Here is a 16,214-nt window from a genome sequence, read left to right on the forward strand (position 1 = left end):
GGAATGAATAATCAATATTTATGTATAATCATCCGATATATAGGGTGAAATTACATTGCTAAATTCCTCCTTAGAGAAGTAGGATGAATATGTATGAACAGTCACTCAGCAAGTGGCAATCTTGAAGCCGATGAAGAACTACAGAAATACATAAAGAAAAAGATGACAACGACGACGAAGGAGAAAAATAAGAAAAAGAAGCAAAAAAAGAGAAAACGTATCATTACGGGGGGATTTTGTGAGTACGGCAAATCATTTTCAGTTTAAATCGGACGAAGGTACACGCATTCATGTCTATAACTGGTTACCTGCGAATGACACTCAGATCAAAGGAGTGGTGCAGATCTGTCACGGGATGGCGGAGACGGCGGCCCGGTATGAGCGTTTTGCGCTGGAACTGAATCGGAATGGATACATCGTGTACATCCACGACCAGCGAGGACATGGCAAGACGGCAGAGGTTGTGGAGAACCTGGGTCATCTGGCAGATCGCGACGGATTCGAGTGGATGGTGCATGATCTGTATAAACTGACTGGCATCATTAAGAAAAAGTATCCTGAACTCCCTTTATTTCTGATGGGGCATAGTATGGGTTCTTTCGTAACGCAGCGTTATCTGATGCTCTATGGCAATGAGCTGGACGGCGTGATTCTGTCGGGTTCTACGTTGCATATGCGCTTTATTCTTCATGCGGCTGCGCTGTTAACCCAAGAAGAGATTCGGCGCCGCGGCAGACGTGTACCGAGCCACCGGATGAACAAGCTGTCCTTCGGCAGCTACAACGATGCGTTCAAGCCTGTTCGCACCGAGTTCGACTGGCTTAGCAGGGATGCAGAAGAGGTCGATAAGTATATTCGTGATCCGTTCTGTGGAACGGTATTTACGACAGGATTTTTCGCAGACTTTTTCACTGGACTCAAGCAGCTTGGGATTAAAAACAATCTGAATCTGGTGCGCAAGGACCTGCCAATTCATATCTTCTCTGGAGACAAGGACCCGGTAGGCAGCTTTGGCAAAGGCATTATCCGGCTGTATAACGCTTATAAACAGCAGGGTATCGACAACGTGACCTACAAGCTGTATCCGGGCGGGCGGCATGAGATGCTGAACGAAACGAACAGGGATGAAGTTACTGCGGATATTGTGAATTGGCTGGATGAGCGGATGAGCAAGAAAGTATAGGCGTAGTGCAAATGGAAAGAAGAAAGCAAGAAGATAGCAAAAAGTGTAGCAAAGAGGATAGCAAAAAGGATACGAAAAAGATATCAAGAAGAAGGAAAAAACGCCTTTACCGCCGCCACAATGAGCGGTTGGAAGGCGTTTTTTAGTGCGTACATTAGTGAATGTAATCGTTACCCGAGGACGTTGAGCAACAAATGCGGCGGTCCAGGGTAACGGATATTAGGTTGATTTGTCTTTAATCATCCGCCTGAGTTGTTCCCACGTTCCTTGTCAGCATCTTCGCTCGGAATTTCCCAAACGATTTCGGTGCGGAAGCCGCCGAGTGGAGATGGGCCGAACAACAGGTAGGAATGGTTGCCAAAAGTGTGAATCATACGTTGGTACGTATTCCAGAGACCGCAGCCGACTTCCTCTTGCAAAGGCTCCAGCATTTCCTGGTTCAACGCCTCGTACTGCTCTGGCGTAAGGCCGGGACCGTCGTCATCGATATAGATTTTACCAAAACCATTCGCACTTTCCCCGGTTATTCGAATCTCCCCTGAGGTATACGACTTTCCAATCCCATGGATCACAGAGTTCTCAACCATTGGTTGCAGCATTAAACGCGGTACCGATTGGGCAAGCATATGCTCCGGAATATCAATGTGATATTCAATACGGCCGTTGCGCAGCTTCTGAATATCCAGATAGTTAATGAGCAGCTGCATTTCTTCCTGCAGCGAAGAGGTTTCCCGTTCCATCCGGGTGGTGTAGCGATAGTATGCACTCAGATTATGCGCCATGGACACCACGGCTTGTTCGTCCTTCATCTGCGCCATGTTGATGATATAACCGAGACAGTTATATAGAAAATGCGGGTTAATCTGTGCCTGAAGCTGCTTCAACGTCGCTTCTCTGGCCCGGATTTTTTCCTGAAACACATTTTCGATCAGATCTTGAATCTGGTGGGACATATCGTTAAAACGATGGAACAGAAACGAAAACTCATTCTGGTTGTTGCTGTGCAAACGTACCGAGTAATCACCTTGCTGCACGCGGCGCAGCCCTTTGATCAGTTTCTGGATGGGGTACTGCACATTGCGATAGAGCAAGATGGACGCGGAGATGCCCACAACGAGTAGTAAAATCATACAGGCATAGAACAGATTCTGACTCAGCGAAATCGGCTCCAAAATCTGATATAGCGGCACGACATCGACCAGATGCCAGTCCAGATACGTGGATTTGACGGTGCTGACAAGATAGTTTTTGCCACCTAGCTCTACGACATCTTGCGTTGTATCTTCAAGCGAGTGAGTATCCAGATAACGGATCAGGTCGCCGGATAACTGCTTGTCTGCGGTGCGGTTCAGAATAGGGGCATTGCCTTTGTGATAAAAGAATGGGTCACCCTGTCCACCTGCTTTGTACGTGTCGAGCATATTTTGAATGTTCTCATGGCTGAAGCTGGCTTCAATGACCAGATTACTGCCTGTGAGCATCCCTGGCTGTGCCAATGAATCCGTATAGAACCAGTAGAAGGATTGCATGGCGTCTTTCGCGTCGGTGGAATGATCCCCGTAGGTCCATTGTCCACTCATGTTTTTTTTCAAATACGTCTCATCATAGCCCGTATCGCGGGTGTAGTTCGCAATAACCTCCTTGTTCTGTTGGGAGTACACCGCGTAGCGGGTAGGCCAGAGATCGGTTACGCCGGTCTGGAGCGTCATTTTCTCCTGAATGATGTACCTCGTCTGCATCTGGTCGTACTTATCCTGCCACAGGTTCAGACCGTTGAAGGCACGCACATTCGGATCACGCGAGAGAATCAGGCTGAAATCCATCATCTGATTGATACGCGAGTCGATCTGACTGGACAGGAACGTGAGCTGCTTGGTGTTCGATACCTGCAGTTCTTTGCTGACGACGTCGTAGGTGACGTTGTTCGAATAGGTGTACATGATCAGAATCGGGATGAACAGAATGATGATTAACAGATTGATTTTGGCGAAAAGGCTAAAGCGGGATCGAATTCCTTTTTGAAAAACGTTAAAGCGCTCCCATGTATGCATAAAAAGTCTCCTCTACATTCACATCTAACTATATTGTTGGCCCTTTTTCTCACACGTTAACGGAGAGGGCAGAAAAAAACCGAAAAAGCAACGCGGTCGCATTTATCACCGGATTTTCCCCTTGAAAAGGGAATGAAAAAAATCTGGGGATAACGGCGATTGGAGGTTTATTCTGCCATCGGAGTGTCTCGTGTGAGGAATGGATGCTTATCAATATAGATCAAACTAACAAAACCCTATCCACCCTAACAATGTTATATAGTCAGACCTCGGAATGGCTTGATACTATTTATATCAGAGAAGCCCAAGACACACAAAAACTTTTTTTGGGAACAGGAGAAGGTTCATATGGAGGCTAAAATGGAGGGTCAACGGCTACCGCAGGCGAATGTCGGCAACAAGCTGGAAAAAAAGAAGAAAAAACGCTACAAACAGCCGTGGATATTGCACTTCATGGTGCTGCCAGCGGCCATTATGGTCTTTATATTTTCATATATTCCGATGTCAGGTATTCTAATGGCCTTTCAGGATTATAAGCCCGCGCTGGGCTTCAGTGGTTCGGAGTGGGTGGGGCTGAAGCATTTCGAGTATATGTGGACCAATGATTATTTCCTGCAAATTACGTGGAATACTTTATTCTTTGCTTGCTCGAAAATCATCATGAACTTAATTATTCCGTTTATCTTTGCGCTATTGCTCAATGAGGTACGTAAGATGGCGCTGAAACGTACGATCCAGACACTGGTGTATCTGCCACACTTCTTGTCCTGGGTAACGCTGTCCGGTATTCTGATCGATATTCTGGCACAGACGGGAATATTGAATCAGTTTCTGGTGTCGGTGTTTGGTATCAAACCGATTTTCTTCCTCGGGGACGGCAATTGGTTCCGGTTCACCGTCATTATCAGTGATGTGTGGAAAGAGTTCGGTTTTAACACGATCATCTTCCTTGCAGCACTCGCGGGCATCAACCCGTCTCTGTATGAAGCCGCTGAAGTGGATGGGGCGGGGCGCTGGAAACAGACGATGTATATCACCATTCCGGCACTTATTCCCATCGGGATCGTTATTGCCACGCTGGCGCTGGGCAACGTGCTGAACGCCAACTTTGACCAAATCTTCAACTTGTACAGCCCATTGATCTATCAGCAAGCGGATATCATCGATACGTTTGTGTATCGCGAAGGTCTGCTGAGCGGACAGTTCAGCTTTGCAACGGCGGTCAATCTGTTCAAATCGGTCATCAGTCTGATCCTCATCGTGATCTCGTACCGACTGGCGTACCGTTTTGCCGGATACCGAATTTTCTAAGAAAGGATGATAATGAACCATGTATCATAAAACGTTACCTTATCGCATTTTCAGCATCTTCAACAATGTGTTTCTGACCATCCTTTCGGTGCTCTGCTTGCTGCCGCTGTATCACTTGCTGATGGTATCCCTCAGTTCGTCCGCCCCTGCGAATGCAGGGCTCGTGACATTCTGGCCGATTGGATTTACGTTCGAGGCGTACGCCAAGACGTTTGATAACTCCAACTTCTTGTCCTCACTGTGGGTATCGGTGGAGCGGACGGTGCTGGGCACCGGGCTTGCACTCATCGTTAATACGCTTGCGGCGTATGCGCTGTCGAAGGAGACGCGAGTGTTCCGAGCACGGAATATCTACCTGTGGTATTTTGTTATCACGATGTTGTTCAGTGGGGGCCTGATTCCGGGGTATATCCTCATTCTGAAGCTTGGTCTGATGAACACGCTATGGGCGCTGATCCTGCCAGGTCTGGTGGCGGTGTTCAACATCATTCTGCTTCTGAATTTCTTCCGCACGGTGCCGAAGGACTTAGAGGAGGCTGCATTTATCGATGGCGCAGGTCATTTCCAGTCGTTTGTGAAAATCTATCTGCCCGTGTCCGTGCCGGTTATTGCGACCGTGTCTCTGTTCATGATGGTGGGGCACTGGAATGCCTATTTCGATGGCATCATCTACATTCGTGATTCGGAGAAGCTGCCTCTGGCGACATTCATGCAGACGATCATCGTGCAGGGCGACATGACCAAGATGGACCCGCAAGCGATTGCGAACCTGTCCCAACGGACCATCCGGGCATCACAAATTTTCATCAGCGCCCTGCCGATCCTGCTCGTGTATCCATTCCTGCAACGTTACTTTGTAAGTGGAATTGTGGTCGGGGCTGTGAAGGAGTAGGGAATTAAGATTGTGATTAGAATGGCGTTAATTGTGATTGAGAAGTGAAATGCATGTGTAAACTTTTGATTTCGAGTTATGTGAATGTAACGTGAAAAGAAAGCTGCCAAACTGGGGAAGGCCAGGGAGGCGGCTTCTTTTTTGTAGTCTTTAACAAATCATCTTGTAGTACGTCTCTTCATCCCTATCTTGAAGCAACTATACACAGTTACGATGATGTTCAACAATAATAAACCTAAGTATCCGTCCGTATATCGAGTTCTCTCAATCCATTTGTTCACCAGTTCTCCAGAACGAGCTTGTTTTGCTAAGTAGTTATTAATATCGTTCGTATCTATTTCATCGATGTAAATGAGTGGAAACTCCATGCTATTGGGGGAGAAGGCTAGAGGTGGATAGAATTCGACCCATTTCTGACCTGTCCATCGATCATTCTTATATTTGAGGTCTGCGCTGGACGCAGATTCAAGATAGTCCCATCTGATAAAACCGAATAGAAGTAGAATACACAGTGTAAAAATGCTAAAGATTATCCTTTTATTATTCAAATGATCACATCCTTTTGGCGCGAACTATATCTATTTTAGACGATTGGGAACCACTTGGTACTAATTGGGCTGTACCCGTTTTATTTTATCAACACTGCCAGTTCTCTGGAAGGACATTCTCTCATGCTTAACTAAAATCTCTCCAGTTACCTTTATTTGAATTAAATGGTACTATAGGAAAAATATAAAATAAATGCTAGATGAACATATACAAGAGCATGTATGGGGGAGCATTTACAATTTACTCTACGAGCAGGGGGAAATGAAATGGATTTCAGAAAAATCACTTGGGATAACTTTATTGAATGTATTGAACTCAAGGTTTCTCCGGATCAGCAGCAATTCATCTCTTCGAATCAGCATGCACTTGCAGAAGCGTACATAGCCTCGGATGAGGGGCAGATCATTATCACATTTGCAGTATACAAGGAAGAACAAATGGTCGGATTTATTTCGATGTATTATGACGATGGAGATGGAAATTTCGAGTATAGCAGCTATGGCATTTTCAAAATGATGATTGACCATCGGTACCAAGGCCAGGGATACGGCAGAGAAATGGTAGAGAAAGCGATTGCGTATGCACGTTCAGCCCCGCGTGGGGAAGCTAAAGTAGTAGAGCTAACGTATAAACCGGAAAATGTGGCTGCTAAGAAAATCTATGACTCGCTTGGTTTTCAACTTACGGGTGATGTATTGGCTTGTGGTGAAGTACAGGCGATACTAACGTTGTAATTGCCCCCTTTCCACCATTCCTGCTATAATTCCCGTATATCGACTGCATTGGGGGTTATGACGTGGCAATAGGGATGATGCCGGATTGCTCGTTCGCTAGAAAGCCTTACGCAAAGCCTGAATAGGGGCGGACTTTGTGTAGGGCGCGACAAAATGAGATCGTGTGCCCTGAGTAAGCAACACCAATATCATGGTTCGACCCGCAGGCTTTGCACCTTATTTGCTTGACCACTATAAATAAGGGGCTGAAGGCCATGCAAACACCATTTATTCATAATCATCAGTTCAACTATATGTATAAACAAGCCGAATTTCTGCTGAAAACGCTGCGCTCGGTCGTGGACCCCAAAGTATTGGATACGGTCCGCTACACCGTCAGTACGAACGCCGTAGGCATCTTCGAAAACCTGACGCTGGAACAAAAGCAGTTGCTGGAGCAACTTTCCACGTATGCGACGCCGCATGACGTGCAGCTCTACCTGAATCAGCTTGAGGACTTACTGATTCCATACCCACAGGTTACAGCCAAGCAGATTCAAAAGCTGTTTCCAAAGGCGAAGAAGCTCAAACTTCCTGATCTGGAATCCATCGATTATACACACACCACGTACTTGAGATGGATGGACATTGCGACCAGCCGTTTGTTCATCGTGTACCCGCACGAAGGCAAGTTCCTCGGGATTGAGGGACGAATTACGCCCACGAACAAGAAGGGATACTGCATGTTCTGTCATCGCCATCAGGAGCTGGGGTTTTTCAACGTGAAGACCAAGGCACAGTCGGCGGACAATTTTGCATCCGTTGGCCAGTATGTGTGTATGGATGATAAGGCGTGCAACGAGAGCATCACGGATATCAGCATGCTGGAGAAATTCTTGCTTGCAACGATGAAATAAAGCTGGAGATTCGTGTGTACAAATATAAGCAAACTGGTCAAACGACGTTAGTATCGTAAAATAGCACAAAACACAGGAAGGGCCGCTCAGTTGAGTGGCCCTTTTGATGCGTAATGCCGGAGTGTTTACTTACCGTAACCGCTCTTGAAAAGCGGAAACGGGTGATTTATTTTACCAAAGGCGGAGCGGAATGTGAGGTGTTTATTTTTTTATTGTGAAAGGGGTGGATGGACCCTAACCATTTATTATGTTGACTGTTCAGCAAATGCGCTGGCATAGTTAACGCCCAACTCGTATGCCTGATGCAGCAGTTCCTCATAGTGTTTCGGCGGAGCATCCACCGTTTCGTACAGGAATTCAACCTTGGAGCGGGACACACCGCAGTAATCGGCGATACCGACATTGAGCAGGTTGCGAATCGAGTCACCATAGCCCCGCTTATTCATCTGTTCTTCCGTCACACCGGAAAGAGCGATCCACAGAATTTGCTCATGATGCAGATTGTTCGCACCATAGGCAAAACTGTTGTTCATGACGCGATCAATGTACCCTTTCAGCATCGCTGGCAGATGCCACCACCACAGAGGGAAGACAAAAGCAATGGCATCGTGTTTCTTGAGACGTGCAATTTCCGTTTCAATCTGGGGGGAGAATCGCTGATGATCTTGCGTATAGTCCGGTTCATCTTCTGCGCGCAGGACCGGATCAAAACCAATCTCGTGCAAATCCACGATTTCGGCTTGATGACCTGCTTCAGCCAGACCTTGAACGAAACGATTGGTGACCTGAAAGGTCAGGGAATCTTTGCGCGAATGAGACACCACCACTAATACGTTCATTATTAATCACAACCTTTCTGGAGCACGGTTCGGTAGCCATAGCTCCTCTGCTGATGCTATTATAAACAGAGTTGAAAACATCTGGAAGTACGCACTTTATTGTTCTATAGGGAGATGAAAGTACCCTAAGAGCATGAAATTTGAACGTGAAACTTAAAAGTACCTTGATGGAACTGTCATGATTTAAGAACCCAGAAATAAAGAATCATGATATAAAGGCCATGACATGAGGCTCGGAAAGATAACGGAGGGAAGACCAAGATGGAACAAGATCAGACAAATAGTGAGGCTCCCAAGAAATATAGAGTTGGCGTTGAAGCGGCGCTGGAAGTAATGGGTGGCAAGTGGAAGCCGCTCATTATTTATCATTTGTTTACAGGCTGCAAAAGAACGTCGGAGCTGAAGCGGTTAATTCCCGACATTACGCAGAAAATGCTGACCACACAGCTGAGAGCACTGGAAAAGGATGAGATTGTGCAACGTAAGGTATACTCTGAGGTTCCTCCCCGAGTGGAGTATGAGGTGACAGCGTATGGATTGGGACTTAAGCCTGCGCTGGATCTTCTGTGTTACTGGGGAGAAGAGCATCTGGACAAGGTTTACGGGGATAAGTCGAAGGTGTTGGAGGACTTTTAATTCCAAGAAAAACGTGAAGGACAGGGGAGAGAATCGGTGGAACATACAACGAATGCGCAAGGATTAAGCCAAGTGAATCAAACGGGTCAATTAAGCCATTCCGACCAAAACATGCAAGCCAATAGGGCTAAACAAGTTAATAAGTCCACGAAGGATACTCCGGCCAACTCAAGCGATCTAACCAATCCAGAAAAACAGACTGTACCGATCCGCTGTGAAGGGGTTGCTGTGATCCTTCTGAAAAAATATTTGGATGAATACCATGTCCTGATGCTGAAACGGGCTGGTCGAATGCTTCATGGTGAGTGGTGTTATATTGGCGGTGGTATTGAGCAAGGGGAAAAGGCATGGGAAGCTGCGCTTCGAGAGATTCATGAAGAAACAGGCATCACGAATGTTCGTTTGTACACGACTAATCAGTTCGAACAGTTCTATTCACAGGCAGAGGATTATATCTATATGGCCCCCGTATTTGTAGGTTATGTGCACGAAGATCAGTCTGTCCAGTTGAATCATGAGCATAGCGATTACCGATGGATGACGTTTGACGAAGCCAAACAAAACGCAGCATTGCCCGGAATAGATGATATTCTGGATTTTGTAGAAAAGCATTTTGTCAGAAAAGCCCCTTCCAAGTGGTTGCAGATTAATACGCATCAATAGAGAGGTGTGAGAAATATGATTAATGAACAATATTATGAGAAGCTTAATCAGGACGCAATAGACAATTATCTATTTTACAAACAAGAAGCTGAGGCAAAGGTACATAGAAGAGAGTATACAACAAGTAAACGGTATGACATTATGCCCTTTTGGTTGGAACGTGAGGGACAAATCCCTGGAGAACTTTCGAACGAAGAAACAGATACCTATTACGAGTTTGATGATCAAGGCAGATTGCTGATATTGGCCTGTGACGATCTCATTGACGGTTATACGTATGTTACATATAAAGATGATCTGATAACGACAAGAACATATGTTGAGGGCACATTGGATGGAGTGAAGGAATATAGGTTGCAGGGCGGGCATGTCTATCGGTCTGTAGAATATCTTTCTCGGTTTAATAAAATTAACGTTGAAGAATATATTTATGAGGGCAACCTGCTTGTGCAAGTCTATCAGCCGCAATATGAAAATAATAAATATTACGATCATCTTGTCCGGACTTATTTCGAATATGATAAGCAAAATATCCTGCTACGAGTGTTAGATGGAACGCAAGGTGTGATTTATGTCAGAATGGCAGACACAGAAGTTCAGACATTGCGGGAAACGGTGAAAAAGGAACTCATGTTGGCGGTGAAGCAAACCATAGATACGCTCTGTGACTCTCCATCGGAAAGTTCCTATTGTTTCTTATCCATCTACTTGCATGATGAAGTTCATGCAGTGTACTCGCCTATGTTCAACCCGGGTTGGGATGAGGTGAGAGAGGAACAGATAGAAGAAAAAGATGAGTATGATGAGTATTATCATTATAGACTTTGGAGTTCAGGCGAACATCCATTGAATGATCAACAAGAGCTGGAGGATCATGATCTGATCCAGAGGCTTCGAACTTTGATTATATATTGGCGTAGCAGAGGAGATTGGTTTGAAGAAGGCAAGCGCTTGTGGCAGGAGGTTGCCTACGAGCTAAATGTAACGACTAAATGGTCCGAATATTCCCAACTTACAGATCATTTTGTTGTGTTTGTTGAATGGGAAGCGATGGATATCATGAATGGAGATTTACATGCAAGCATACCTGTGGGCAAGCTAGAGTTGTTACAGTTAGAAGACTTGGCGCCGAACAATTAATAAAGTACAACTAATATAACCTAACCAAAAATCAGGGGGGATAACTCATTACGTTCAAGACGATTTATCCAAGAGCTGTACTGCAATTAATTTGTATGTTAATGGTTGTAGTTTTATTTTCTAGAAATGTTTTTTATGATGAAAATGGTGTTATGAAATACATCGATTTATTTTTTTTCGTCTTTATTGTGGGTTATATCATCTTTTTAATCTGGCGGATATTTTTCACCAAACCTAGCGTTACGCTGGATAACGATCATATCATCTCTACCAAATTACAGAAATACGATGCTTCTCAGATTGAGTGTATTTATATGAATTACAGACGAATCGGGTTTAAATTGTATGGTAAACGGATTGTGCCAATGGATTTATGTTTTTATTTTAAGGGAGATCAAGAGATCGCAGGGGTGGAAGCTGTCCGTGAATGGGCCGCGCGGAACGACAAAGAGATCAAACACAAGTTTTTTCAATCTTGGGTGTAGACCGGCATGTTTGTGAGTGTAAGGGGAAGTCGAGGCTGGAAAATCTGGAGGAGTAGCGATGAAAACTGTAGAACAATTTCTAACCAGCGATTGGTATAAAAATGTCACGGCTGAACTTGTTCAGCTTAAACCTCAGGTGAAATTTGTAGAACATGCTAGTTATGAAGCATCTATGCTGATGGATTCTTTTAGAGAACGCAAATATGTTCTGGAGGGCTTTAACGGCCCTGCTCCAACCGAAGAAGAATGTGTGCAGTGGATTATGGAACAGATTGCCGAGGACAAGGACGAGATTATGTCTTATGTGGTAGCCCGGTTAACGTTCAGTGAGCAGTTGGATGATGATCCGGACGGGGAATTTGCTGAGGGCGAAGAACTGGATGCAGGGGATCGGTCGGAAGTGGTAGAGATTTTGGGATTTACGAGATCGGTTATCGCAATCACGGTCATTGAATATGATCTGGTGAAGAATCATCCGAAACAATTAACGACGTTTTTCAAACGCACACGTATTCCCGGCGCAGCCAAATTCGCATCAGAGATTAAAAAGCTCTACAAGCAGGAGAGAGGCTTATGAAATATTTAACAAAAGAGTGGTATGAAACGTGCCAGCAGACAGGGCTTCATTTTGGCTTGAGAGTACATAACGGCGCGGCGTCGCTGGATGAGGCTCTTTTCCAGAGACTGTATAAACGGAAGGAAAAAGAGCATATAAAGCAAGAGCGTGAGGTCTATGATACCGATCCTCGATTCATGCTGGAGCAGGATGGCCAGGTGATGACCCGTGCAGACAAAGCTTTTAGCGGGGAAGAGATCACGGCAGAAGACCAGATGGTGTATCACATGCCGCCGGAAGAGCGAGCGCATATTGAGAAGCTGATTGCCGAATATGATGCCCGTCCTCCTTTTGATGAGAAGCAATGTAAAGACAAGTATAAAGAAGCGATGGAGTGGAACTTCCGATACCATGCGGAGAAATTACCTACTGAGATCTTGGAACAGATTGCGGACATCCGAGTGTTTGCACTGGGTTATTGTACAAGCGATGTCCTGCGGCAACTCAAGAAAAAGAGTGCGGAGAATACCCAAGAGATGGAACGTATCGGACAAGCCTACAGGGAAGCGATGTTGGATCAGAATATTGCGGATGATGTTCACCGCCGGGTGCAGTTCCATGATTGCAAGGTGACTGAGCTATTGCACGCCGATAATCTGGTTATCAATTTTGACAACCGGGGTGGTTTCACCGAAATCAATAAACTCACGTTGACTGCCCCTGAAATTGTTAAGCATGAAGGTGAGAGCGTTGGCAGTCACTGGTTGTACCAGGAGCTGTATCGGATCGATCAGGGGTACGAACTTCATGTTCTATTGGACGGAGAACCTATGTCTGAATTGATCGTACGTTGTACCGAAATCATCGCGGAGACCGAGTGAGGGGACAAGAACATTTGAAGATTAGCATGATTGAAACGAGATTCTCTACAAGATATGAAGAGGATGATCCAGAGCAAGATGGTAACAAAAATACGGAATTCGCGGATATTATTATCGATGGAAGATCGTTCTACCAGAGGATGAGAAAAAAGCACGATCTGGTTCCTTGCCTGGGTTGGGGAAGTGATGACTATCAGAAACTGCTACTTGATTATTTTTTGCTGAGAAAGCCCCATGAATTCATGTATTATCGCTATCCCATTCTTGTATGCCCTCAGTGTGGTGATGAGGAATGTGGGTATATTTCAGTGAAGATCGATCGTGAAGACGATATCGTCATTTGGAAAGATTTTATGCTGGATGATCAGAAACTTCAGGTGGGCCCTTTTTATTTTGAGTGGGAGTCCTATGAACAAGCGATCCTTAACACTTTTCGTATGGCAGGAATACAGTGAGGGCCTAGGTTAGTATTACAGCAGTATTGAAATCAAAAAAATACATCTGCGTATACACATACGTCGTTCATAGACACCAAGGAGATGTACACAATTATGGAATTATTTACAGGATTCATTACCGTTTTTGTATGCATTATTTTCGTGCTCATCGTTGCCGCGGGTGTGCGTTATGCTGTGGATTCGTCCAAAACATCAAGGAAACTTGATCTACTGATGAAGGAAGTACGTGATCTGCGCGCAGAAGTCAGGCAGCTTCAGTATACGAAAGGGCAGGACAGTCAACATATTATCGATGAGAAAGTGTAATAGCTGTGTGAAGCGGTGGATCTTGTAAGTTAGTGAGTGGTGGATATCATGATAACTTGAATCGGGGGTGCACAACGTTTATGACTTCAATGCAAAACGTTCAGGCTGTTTTTATTGACAGAGATGGCACGATCGGTGGTACAGGACATTTTATTCATCCGAGAGACTTTGAGTTATATCCAAACGCGCAGGAAGCGATTATGCTCTTAAAGCAAAACGGAATGAAGGTATTCGCAATTACCAACCAACACCGAATTTCACGCGGACAAGCAACGGTTCAGGAGTTTGAACAGCAGTTTCAGGAATACGGGTTCGATCAGGCCTACATCTGCCCTCATGAAGAAGAATGTGGCTGCCGAAAGCCTAAACCCGGCATGTTACATCAGGCTGCAGAACAGCATGGTTTAGACTTGACCAAGTGCATCGTTATCGGAGACGTAGGCGAAACGGACATGCTTGCTGCGTATGCCGTAGGAGCAACGAAGATTATAGTGAGAACGGGCTGGGGCGAATCCTCGTTGACGAATTTCAGACATGAGTGGGCCCAGACGGAGCCGGATTATATTGCAGCCGATATTTTGGAGGCTGTGCATTGGATTATTGGAAATTTCGTTTATAAGGAGTGAGCGTATGATCGCAAGAACATGGCATGGAGCGGTACCGCTGGAGAACAAGGAAGCTTTTTTGGAATACGAGGTTGAAACAGGTGTGAAAGATACACTCGCTGTTAAGGGGAATCGCGGAGCATATCTGAAAGTGGTTGAGCAAGGAGACTACGCACACTTTTTCCTGTGTACCATGTGGGAGGATATGGAGTCGATGATGGCATTTGCGGGGCCTGAGCCTACCATTGCAGTCACGTATCCGAAGGATGAGGAGCTTGGTTTGATTTCTGATCCGATTGTAATTATACAGGAAGTAACCAGTGCAGATAGTCCGTTTGAGGAAGAAAAGAAAAGTATTTAACATTTAGGGGGCAATGAATTTTGAAGGGATTATCCATCATCGCAGTTATATTATTTACATTGACTTTATTGATCATATTTAGTTTGGCGCCAGTAGACCCGGGTGCTGCTGCTGTAATGGCACTTGTATCTATGTTGTTTGCCATACCTTATTCCATTTTTGTGCTTGTAAAGGCCAACAACTTAAAGAAACCAGTGGTTAACGTCCATGAACAACTTTTACAATTAGGTGAATTAAAAGACAAAAATATTATCTCGGAGTATGAATTCGACCAGAAGAAAGAGAAATTGCTGGCAAAGATTAGATGAAACAGGGAGATAGATAGGATGAACATCAAACCGAGCATCGAGGAGATGAACGTACTTTTTCAAAAACATAGCATTCACGAACAGATCGTGGAAGTAAGACAGTTGTCGGGAACGACGGCGGGGCGGGTGTTCAGGCTACTTGCGAGCTCGGGCGAGCGGTACATTTTGAAATGGGACGATCCTGAGGACATTCGTGTTACATGTCAGTTTCTGAGTACTTACAGTGAAGTGATGCTGTTGCCAAAGGTTCTTTTTACGAGTTCAGACAACACTTATTTTGCATACAGTTTTATGGAAGGTGTGACTCATAACCATCGGGGAGCGAAGAAAGCCTGGTTAACCCGGCTTGTGAAAGAGCTATTGAATACATATGTGCGTTTGCCAGACACAAAGCCGTGGGGAAGAACGCAGTATCCACGTGAGACATGGAAGGGATTCAATCAGATTAGTATTGATGAGGCGAGAGAGAATCTTGGCGATGTGCTTACAGCGGAAGACTACGAACTTGTTCAATCTACAGTGAATCATCTGTTTGAGAAGGATGATGCGGCGAGGTTTCATTTGCATGGGGATGCAGGTGTACATAATCTTGTGTTCGAGCAAAAGGAACTAATCGGGGTGATTGATCCGTCTCCCATGGTGGGCCCGGTTCTCTATGACTTTCTCTATGCTTTTTGTTCCTCACCCGATGACCTCGACCCGGCATTGTTATGGGATGTATTCGAGTATCTTGAGCAGGTGACTATGAATAAGTCCAGATTGATGGAAGAAACTCTGGTTCATCTATACTGCCGGATTGGGCTCAGCAACAAACATCATCCGCAGGACTTGCCCGAGTATCTTAAAGCATGGGAGTTGTGGAAAGGGCTCTGTGAGGGGGATTAGTAAAGAAATTAGATGAGGTTACGATATCATGAAAGATTTGTATGAGAAGTTCAGTTTTACATGAGCAGGGACGTGCTCCAGTGGGGGAAGTTGTTTATCTTGAAAGCGCTGGCTAATGATCGGATTCTTGTGGCTGGAGTGGTGGCGGAATATAGGGATCGTGGAAATGTTTCGATCAATATAATAAGAGAGCTCTGGCTTAAAGTCGGGGCTCTTGTCATTTTTTAGTATTCAACAAAATAATCTATATGCACGGATACTGGGTGTCGCGAGGACTTAAGTGGTACTCCAATTCTAACGATCCCCACGAAGCTTATTTGCCCTGAAATGAGGGTGTCCGAATTCTAACGATCACCAGAAAGCTTATTCCATGCAAAAGCCTGAAAAATGTACTGGATTCGAGCGAAATCAGCTAAATAACGTCTCTGTGGATCGTTAGAAAATAAAAATCAGAGAAACAGGCCAAATAAGGCTT

At 45.1% G+C, this 16,214-nt stretch carries 21 protein-coding genes; 19 read left to right on the forward strand and 2 right to left on the reverse strand.

Annotated features, from left to right (window positions below; genetic code table 11):
* Nucleotides 1-93: 93 nt before the first annotated feature.
* Both Q9R46_RS03305 and Q9R46_RS03310 read left to right on the forward strand, forming a co-directional pair.
* On the forward strand, nt 94-267 hold the full coding sequence (locus Q9R46_RS03305; RefSeq protein WP_311278957.1) for a hypothetical protein: 174 nt from the start codon (nt 94-96) through the stop codon (nt 265-267).
* Nucleotides 239-1,183 carry an alpha/beta hydrolase gene (locus tag Q9R46_RS03310; protein ID WP_311278958.1) on the forward strand — a complete coding sequence of 315 codons (945 nt, stop codon included), beginning with the start codon at nt 239-241 and terminating at the stop codon, nt 1,181-1,183. Before Q9R46_RS03305 ends, Q9R46_RS03310 begins: the two co-directional genes overlap by 29 nt.
* Nucleotides 1,184-1,422: 239 nt before the next feature.
* Here Q9R46_RS03310 and Q9R46_RS03315 read toward each other — a convergent pair whose 3' ends face one another.
* Nucleotides 1,423-3,234 carry a sensor histidine kinase gene (locus Q9R46_RS03315; protein ID WP_311278959.1) on the reverse strand — a complete coding sequence of 604 codons (1,812 nt, stop codon included), beginning with the start codon at nt 3,232-3,234 and terminating at the stop codon, nt 1,423-1,425.
* Nucleotides 3,235-3,594: 360 nt separating this feature from the next.
* Between Q9R46_RS03315 and Q9R46_RS03320 the strand changes: the two genes are divergently transcribed.
* From Q9R46_RS03320 to Q9R46_RS03335, 4 genes are all read left to right on the forward strand, one after another.
* Nucleotides 3,595-4,545 carry an ABC transporter permease gene (locus tag Q9R46_RS03320; protein ID WP_397386362.1) on the forward strand — a complete coding sequence of 317 codons (951 nt, stop codon included), beginning with the start codon at nt 3,595-3,597 and terminating at the stop codon, nt 4,543-4,545.
* Nucleotides 4,546-4,564: 19 nt separating this feature from the next.
* Complete coding sequence (locus Q9R46_RS03325; protein ID WP_145328683.1) at nt 4,565-5,437, forward strand: carbohydrate ABC transporter permease; 873 nt, start codon at nt 4,565-4,567, stop codon at nt 5,435-5,437.
* Between the two features lie 815 nt (nt 5,438-6,252).
* Nucleotides 6,253-6,720 (forward strand): GNAT family N-acetyltransferase, encoded by a 468-nt coding sequence (locus Q9R46_RS03330; RefSeq protein WP_311278960.1) that lies wholly within the window; start codon nt 6,253-6,255, stop codon nt 6,718-6,720.
* A 254-nt stretch (nt 6,721-6,974) separates the two neighbouring features.
* On the forward strand, nt 6,975-7,616 hold the full coding sequence (locus Q9R46_RS03335) for a FusB/FusC family EF-G-binding protein (protein WP_311278961.1): 642 nt from the start codon (nt 6,975-6,977) through the stop codon (nt 7,614-7,616).
* Between the two features lie 245 nt (nt 7,617-7,861).
* Here Q9R46_RS03335 and Q9R46_RS03340 read toward each other — a convergent pair whose 3' ends face one another.
* Nucleotides 7,862-8,455: an NAD(P)H oxidoreductase gene (locus Q9R46_RS03340; RefSeq protein ID WP_311278962.1), complete on the reverse strand. Its 594-nt coding sequence runs from the start codon at nt 8,453-8,455 to the stop codon at nt 7,862-7,864.
* 261 nt (nt 8,456-8,716) lie between these two features.
* On the opposite strand from Q9R46_RS03340, the gene Q9R46_RS03345 reads away from it, so the two are divergent.
* From Q9R46_RS03345 to Q9R46_RS03405, 13 genes are all read left to right on the forward strand, one after another.
* A complete protein-coding gene (locus Q9R46_RS03345) occupies nt 8,717-9,091 on the forward strand; it encodes a winged helix-turn-helix transcriptional regulator (protein WP_145412201.1) in 375 nt (124 codons plus the stop codon).
* 36 nt (nt 9,092-9,127) lie between these two features.
* Nucleotides 9,128-9,754, forward strand: a complete 627-nt coding sequence (locus Q9R46_RS03350) for an NUDIX hydrolase (RefSeq protein ID WP_311278963.1) — start codon at nt 9,128-9,130, stop codon at nt 9,752-9,754.
* A 15-nt stretch (nt 9,755-9,769) separates the two neighbouring features.
* Nucleotides 9,770-10,894, forward strand: coding sequence for a hypothetical protein (locus Q9R46_RS03355; RefSeq protein ID WP_311278964.1), 1,125 nt, complete (start codon nt 9,770-9,772; stop codon nt 10,892-10,894).
* A gap of 152 nt (nt 10,895-11,046) precedes the next feature.
* Nucleotides 11,047-11,379, forward strand: a complete 333-nt coding sequence (locus Q9R46_RS03360) for a hypothetical protein (protein ID WP_311278965.1) — start codon at nt 11,047-11,049, stop codon at nt 11,377-11,379.
* Nucleotides 11,380-11,437: 58 nt separating this feature from the next.
* Nucleotides 11,438-11,956, forward strand: coding sequence for a hypothetical protein (locus tag Q9R46_RS03365; RefSeq protein ID WP_311278966.1), 519 nt, complete (start codon nt 11,438-11,440; stop codon nt 11,954-11,956).
* Complete coding sequence (locus tag Q9R46_RS03370) at nt 11,953-12,816, forward strand: DUF4085 family protein (RefSeq protein WP_311278967.1); 864 nt, start codon at nt 11,953-11,955, stop codon at nt 12,814-12,816. Before Q9R46_RS03365 ends, Q9R46_RS03370 begins: the two co-directional genes overlap by 4 nt.
* 26 nt (nt 12,817-12,842) lie before the next feature.
* Nucleotides 12,843-13,271, forward strand: coding sequence for an oxidoreductase (locus Q9R46_RS03375; RefSeq protein ID WP_311280937.1), 429 nt, complete (start codon nt 12,843-12,845; stop codon nt 13,269-13,271).
* Between the two features lie 96 nt (nt 13,272-13,367).
* Nucleotides 13,368-13,580 carry a hypothetical protein gene (locus tag Q9R46_RS03380; protein ID WP_311278968.1) on the forward strand — a complete coding sequence of 71 codons (213 nt, stop codon included), beginning with the start codon at nt 13,368-13,370 and terminating at the stop codon, nt 13,578-13,580.
* 89 nt (nt 13,581-13,669) lie between these two features.
* Nucleotides 13,670-14,206, forward strand: coding sequence for an HAD-IIIA family hydrolase (locus tag Q9R46_RS03385; protein ID WP_311280938.1), 537 nt, complete (start codon nt 13,670-13,672; stop codon nt 14,204-14,206).
* A gap of 4 nt (nt 14,207-14,210) precedes the next feature.
* On the forward strand, nt 14,211-14,546 hold the full coding sequence (locus Q9R46_RS03390) for a hypothetical protein (RefSeq protein WP_311278969.1): 336 nt from the start codon (nt 14,211-14,213) through the stop codon (nt 14,544-14,546).
* Between the two features lie 20 nt (nt 14,547-14,566).
* Complete coding sequence (locus tag Q9R46_RS03395) at nt 14,567-14,854, forward strand: SHOCT domain-containing protein (protein WP_311278970.1); 288 nt, start codon at nt 14,567-14,569, stop codon at nt 14,852-14,854.
* An 18-nt stretch (nt 14,855-14,872) separates the two neighbouring features.
* Complete coding sequence (locus Q9R46_RS03400; protein ID WP_311278971.1) at nt 14,873-15,739, forward strand: phosphotransferase; 867 nt, start codon at nt 14,873-14,875, stop codon at nt 15,737-15,739.
* A gap of 60 nt (nt 15,740-15,799) precedes the next feature.
* Nucleotides 15,800-15,967, forward strand: a complete 168-nt coding sequence (locus tag Q9R46_RS03405) for a hypothetical protein (protein ID WP_311278972.1) — start codon at nt 15,800-15,802, stop codon at nt 15,965-15,967.
* The last annotated feature ends 247 nt before the right edge of the window (nt 15,968-16,214 follow it).

This window comes from Paenibacillus sp. RRE4, assembly GCF_031844205.1.
Classification (GTDB): Bacteria; Bacillota; Bacilli; order Paenibacillales; family Paenibacillaceae; genus Paenibacillus; species Paenibacillus xylanexedens_B.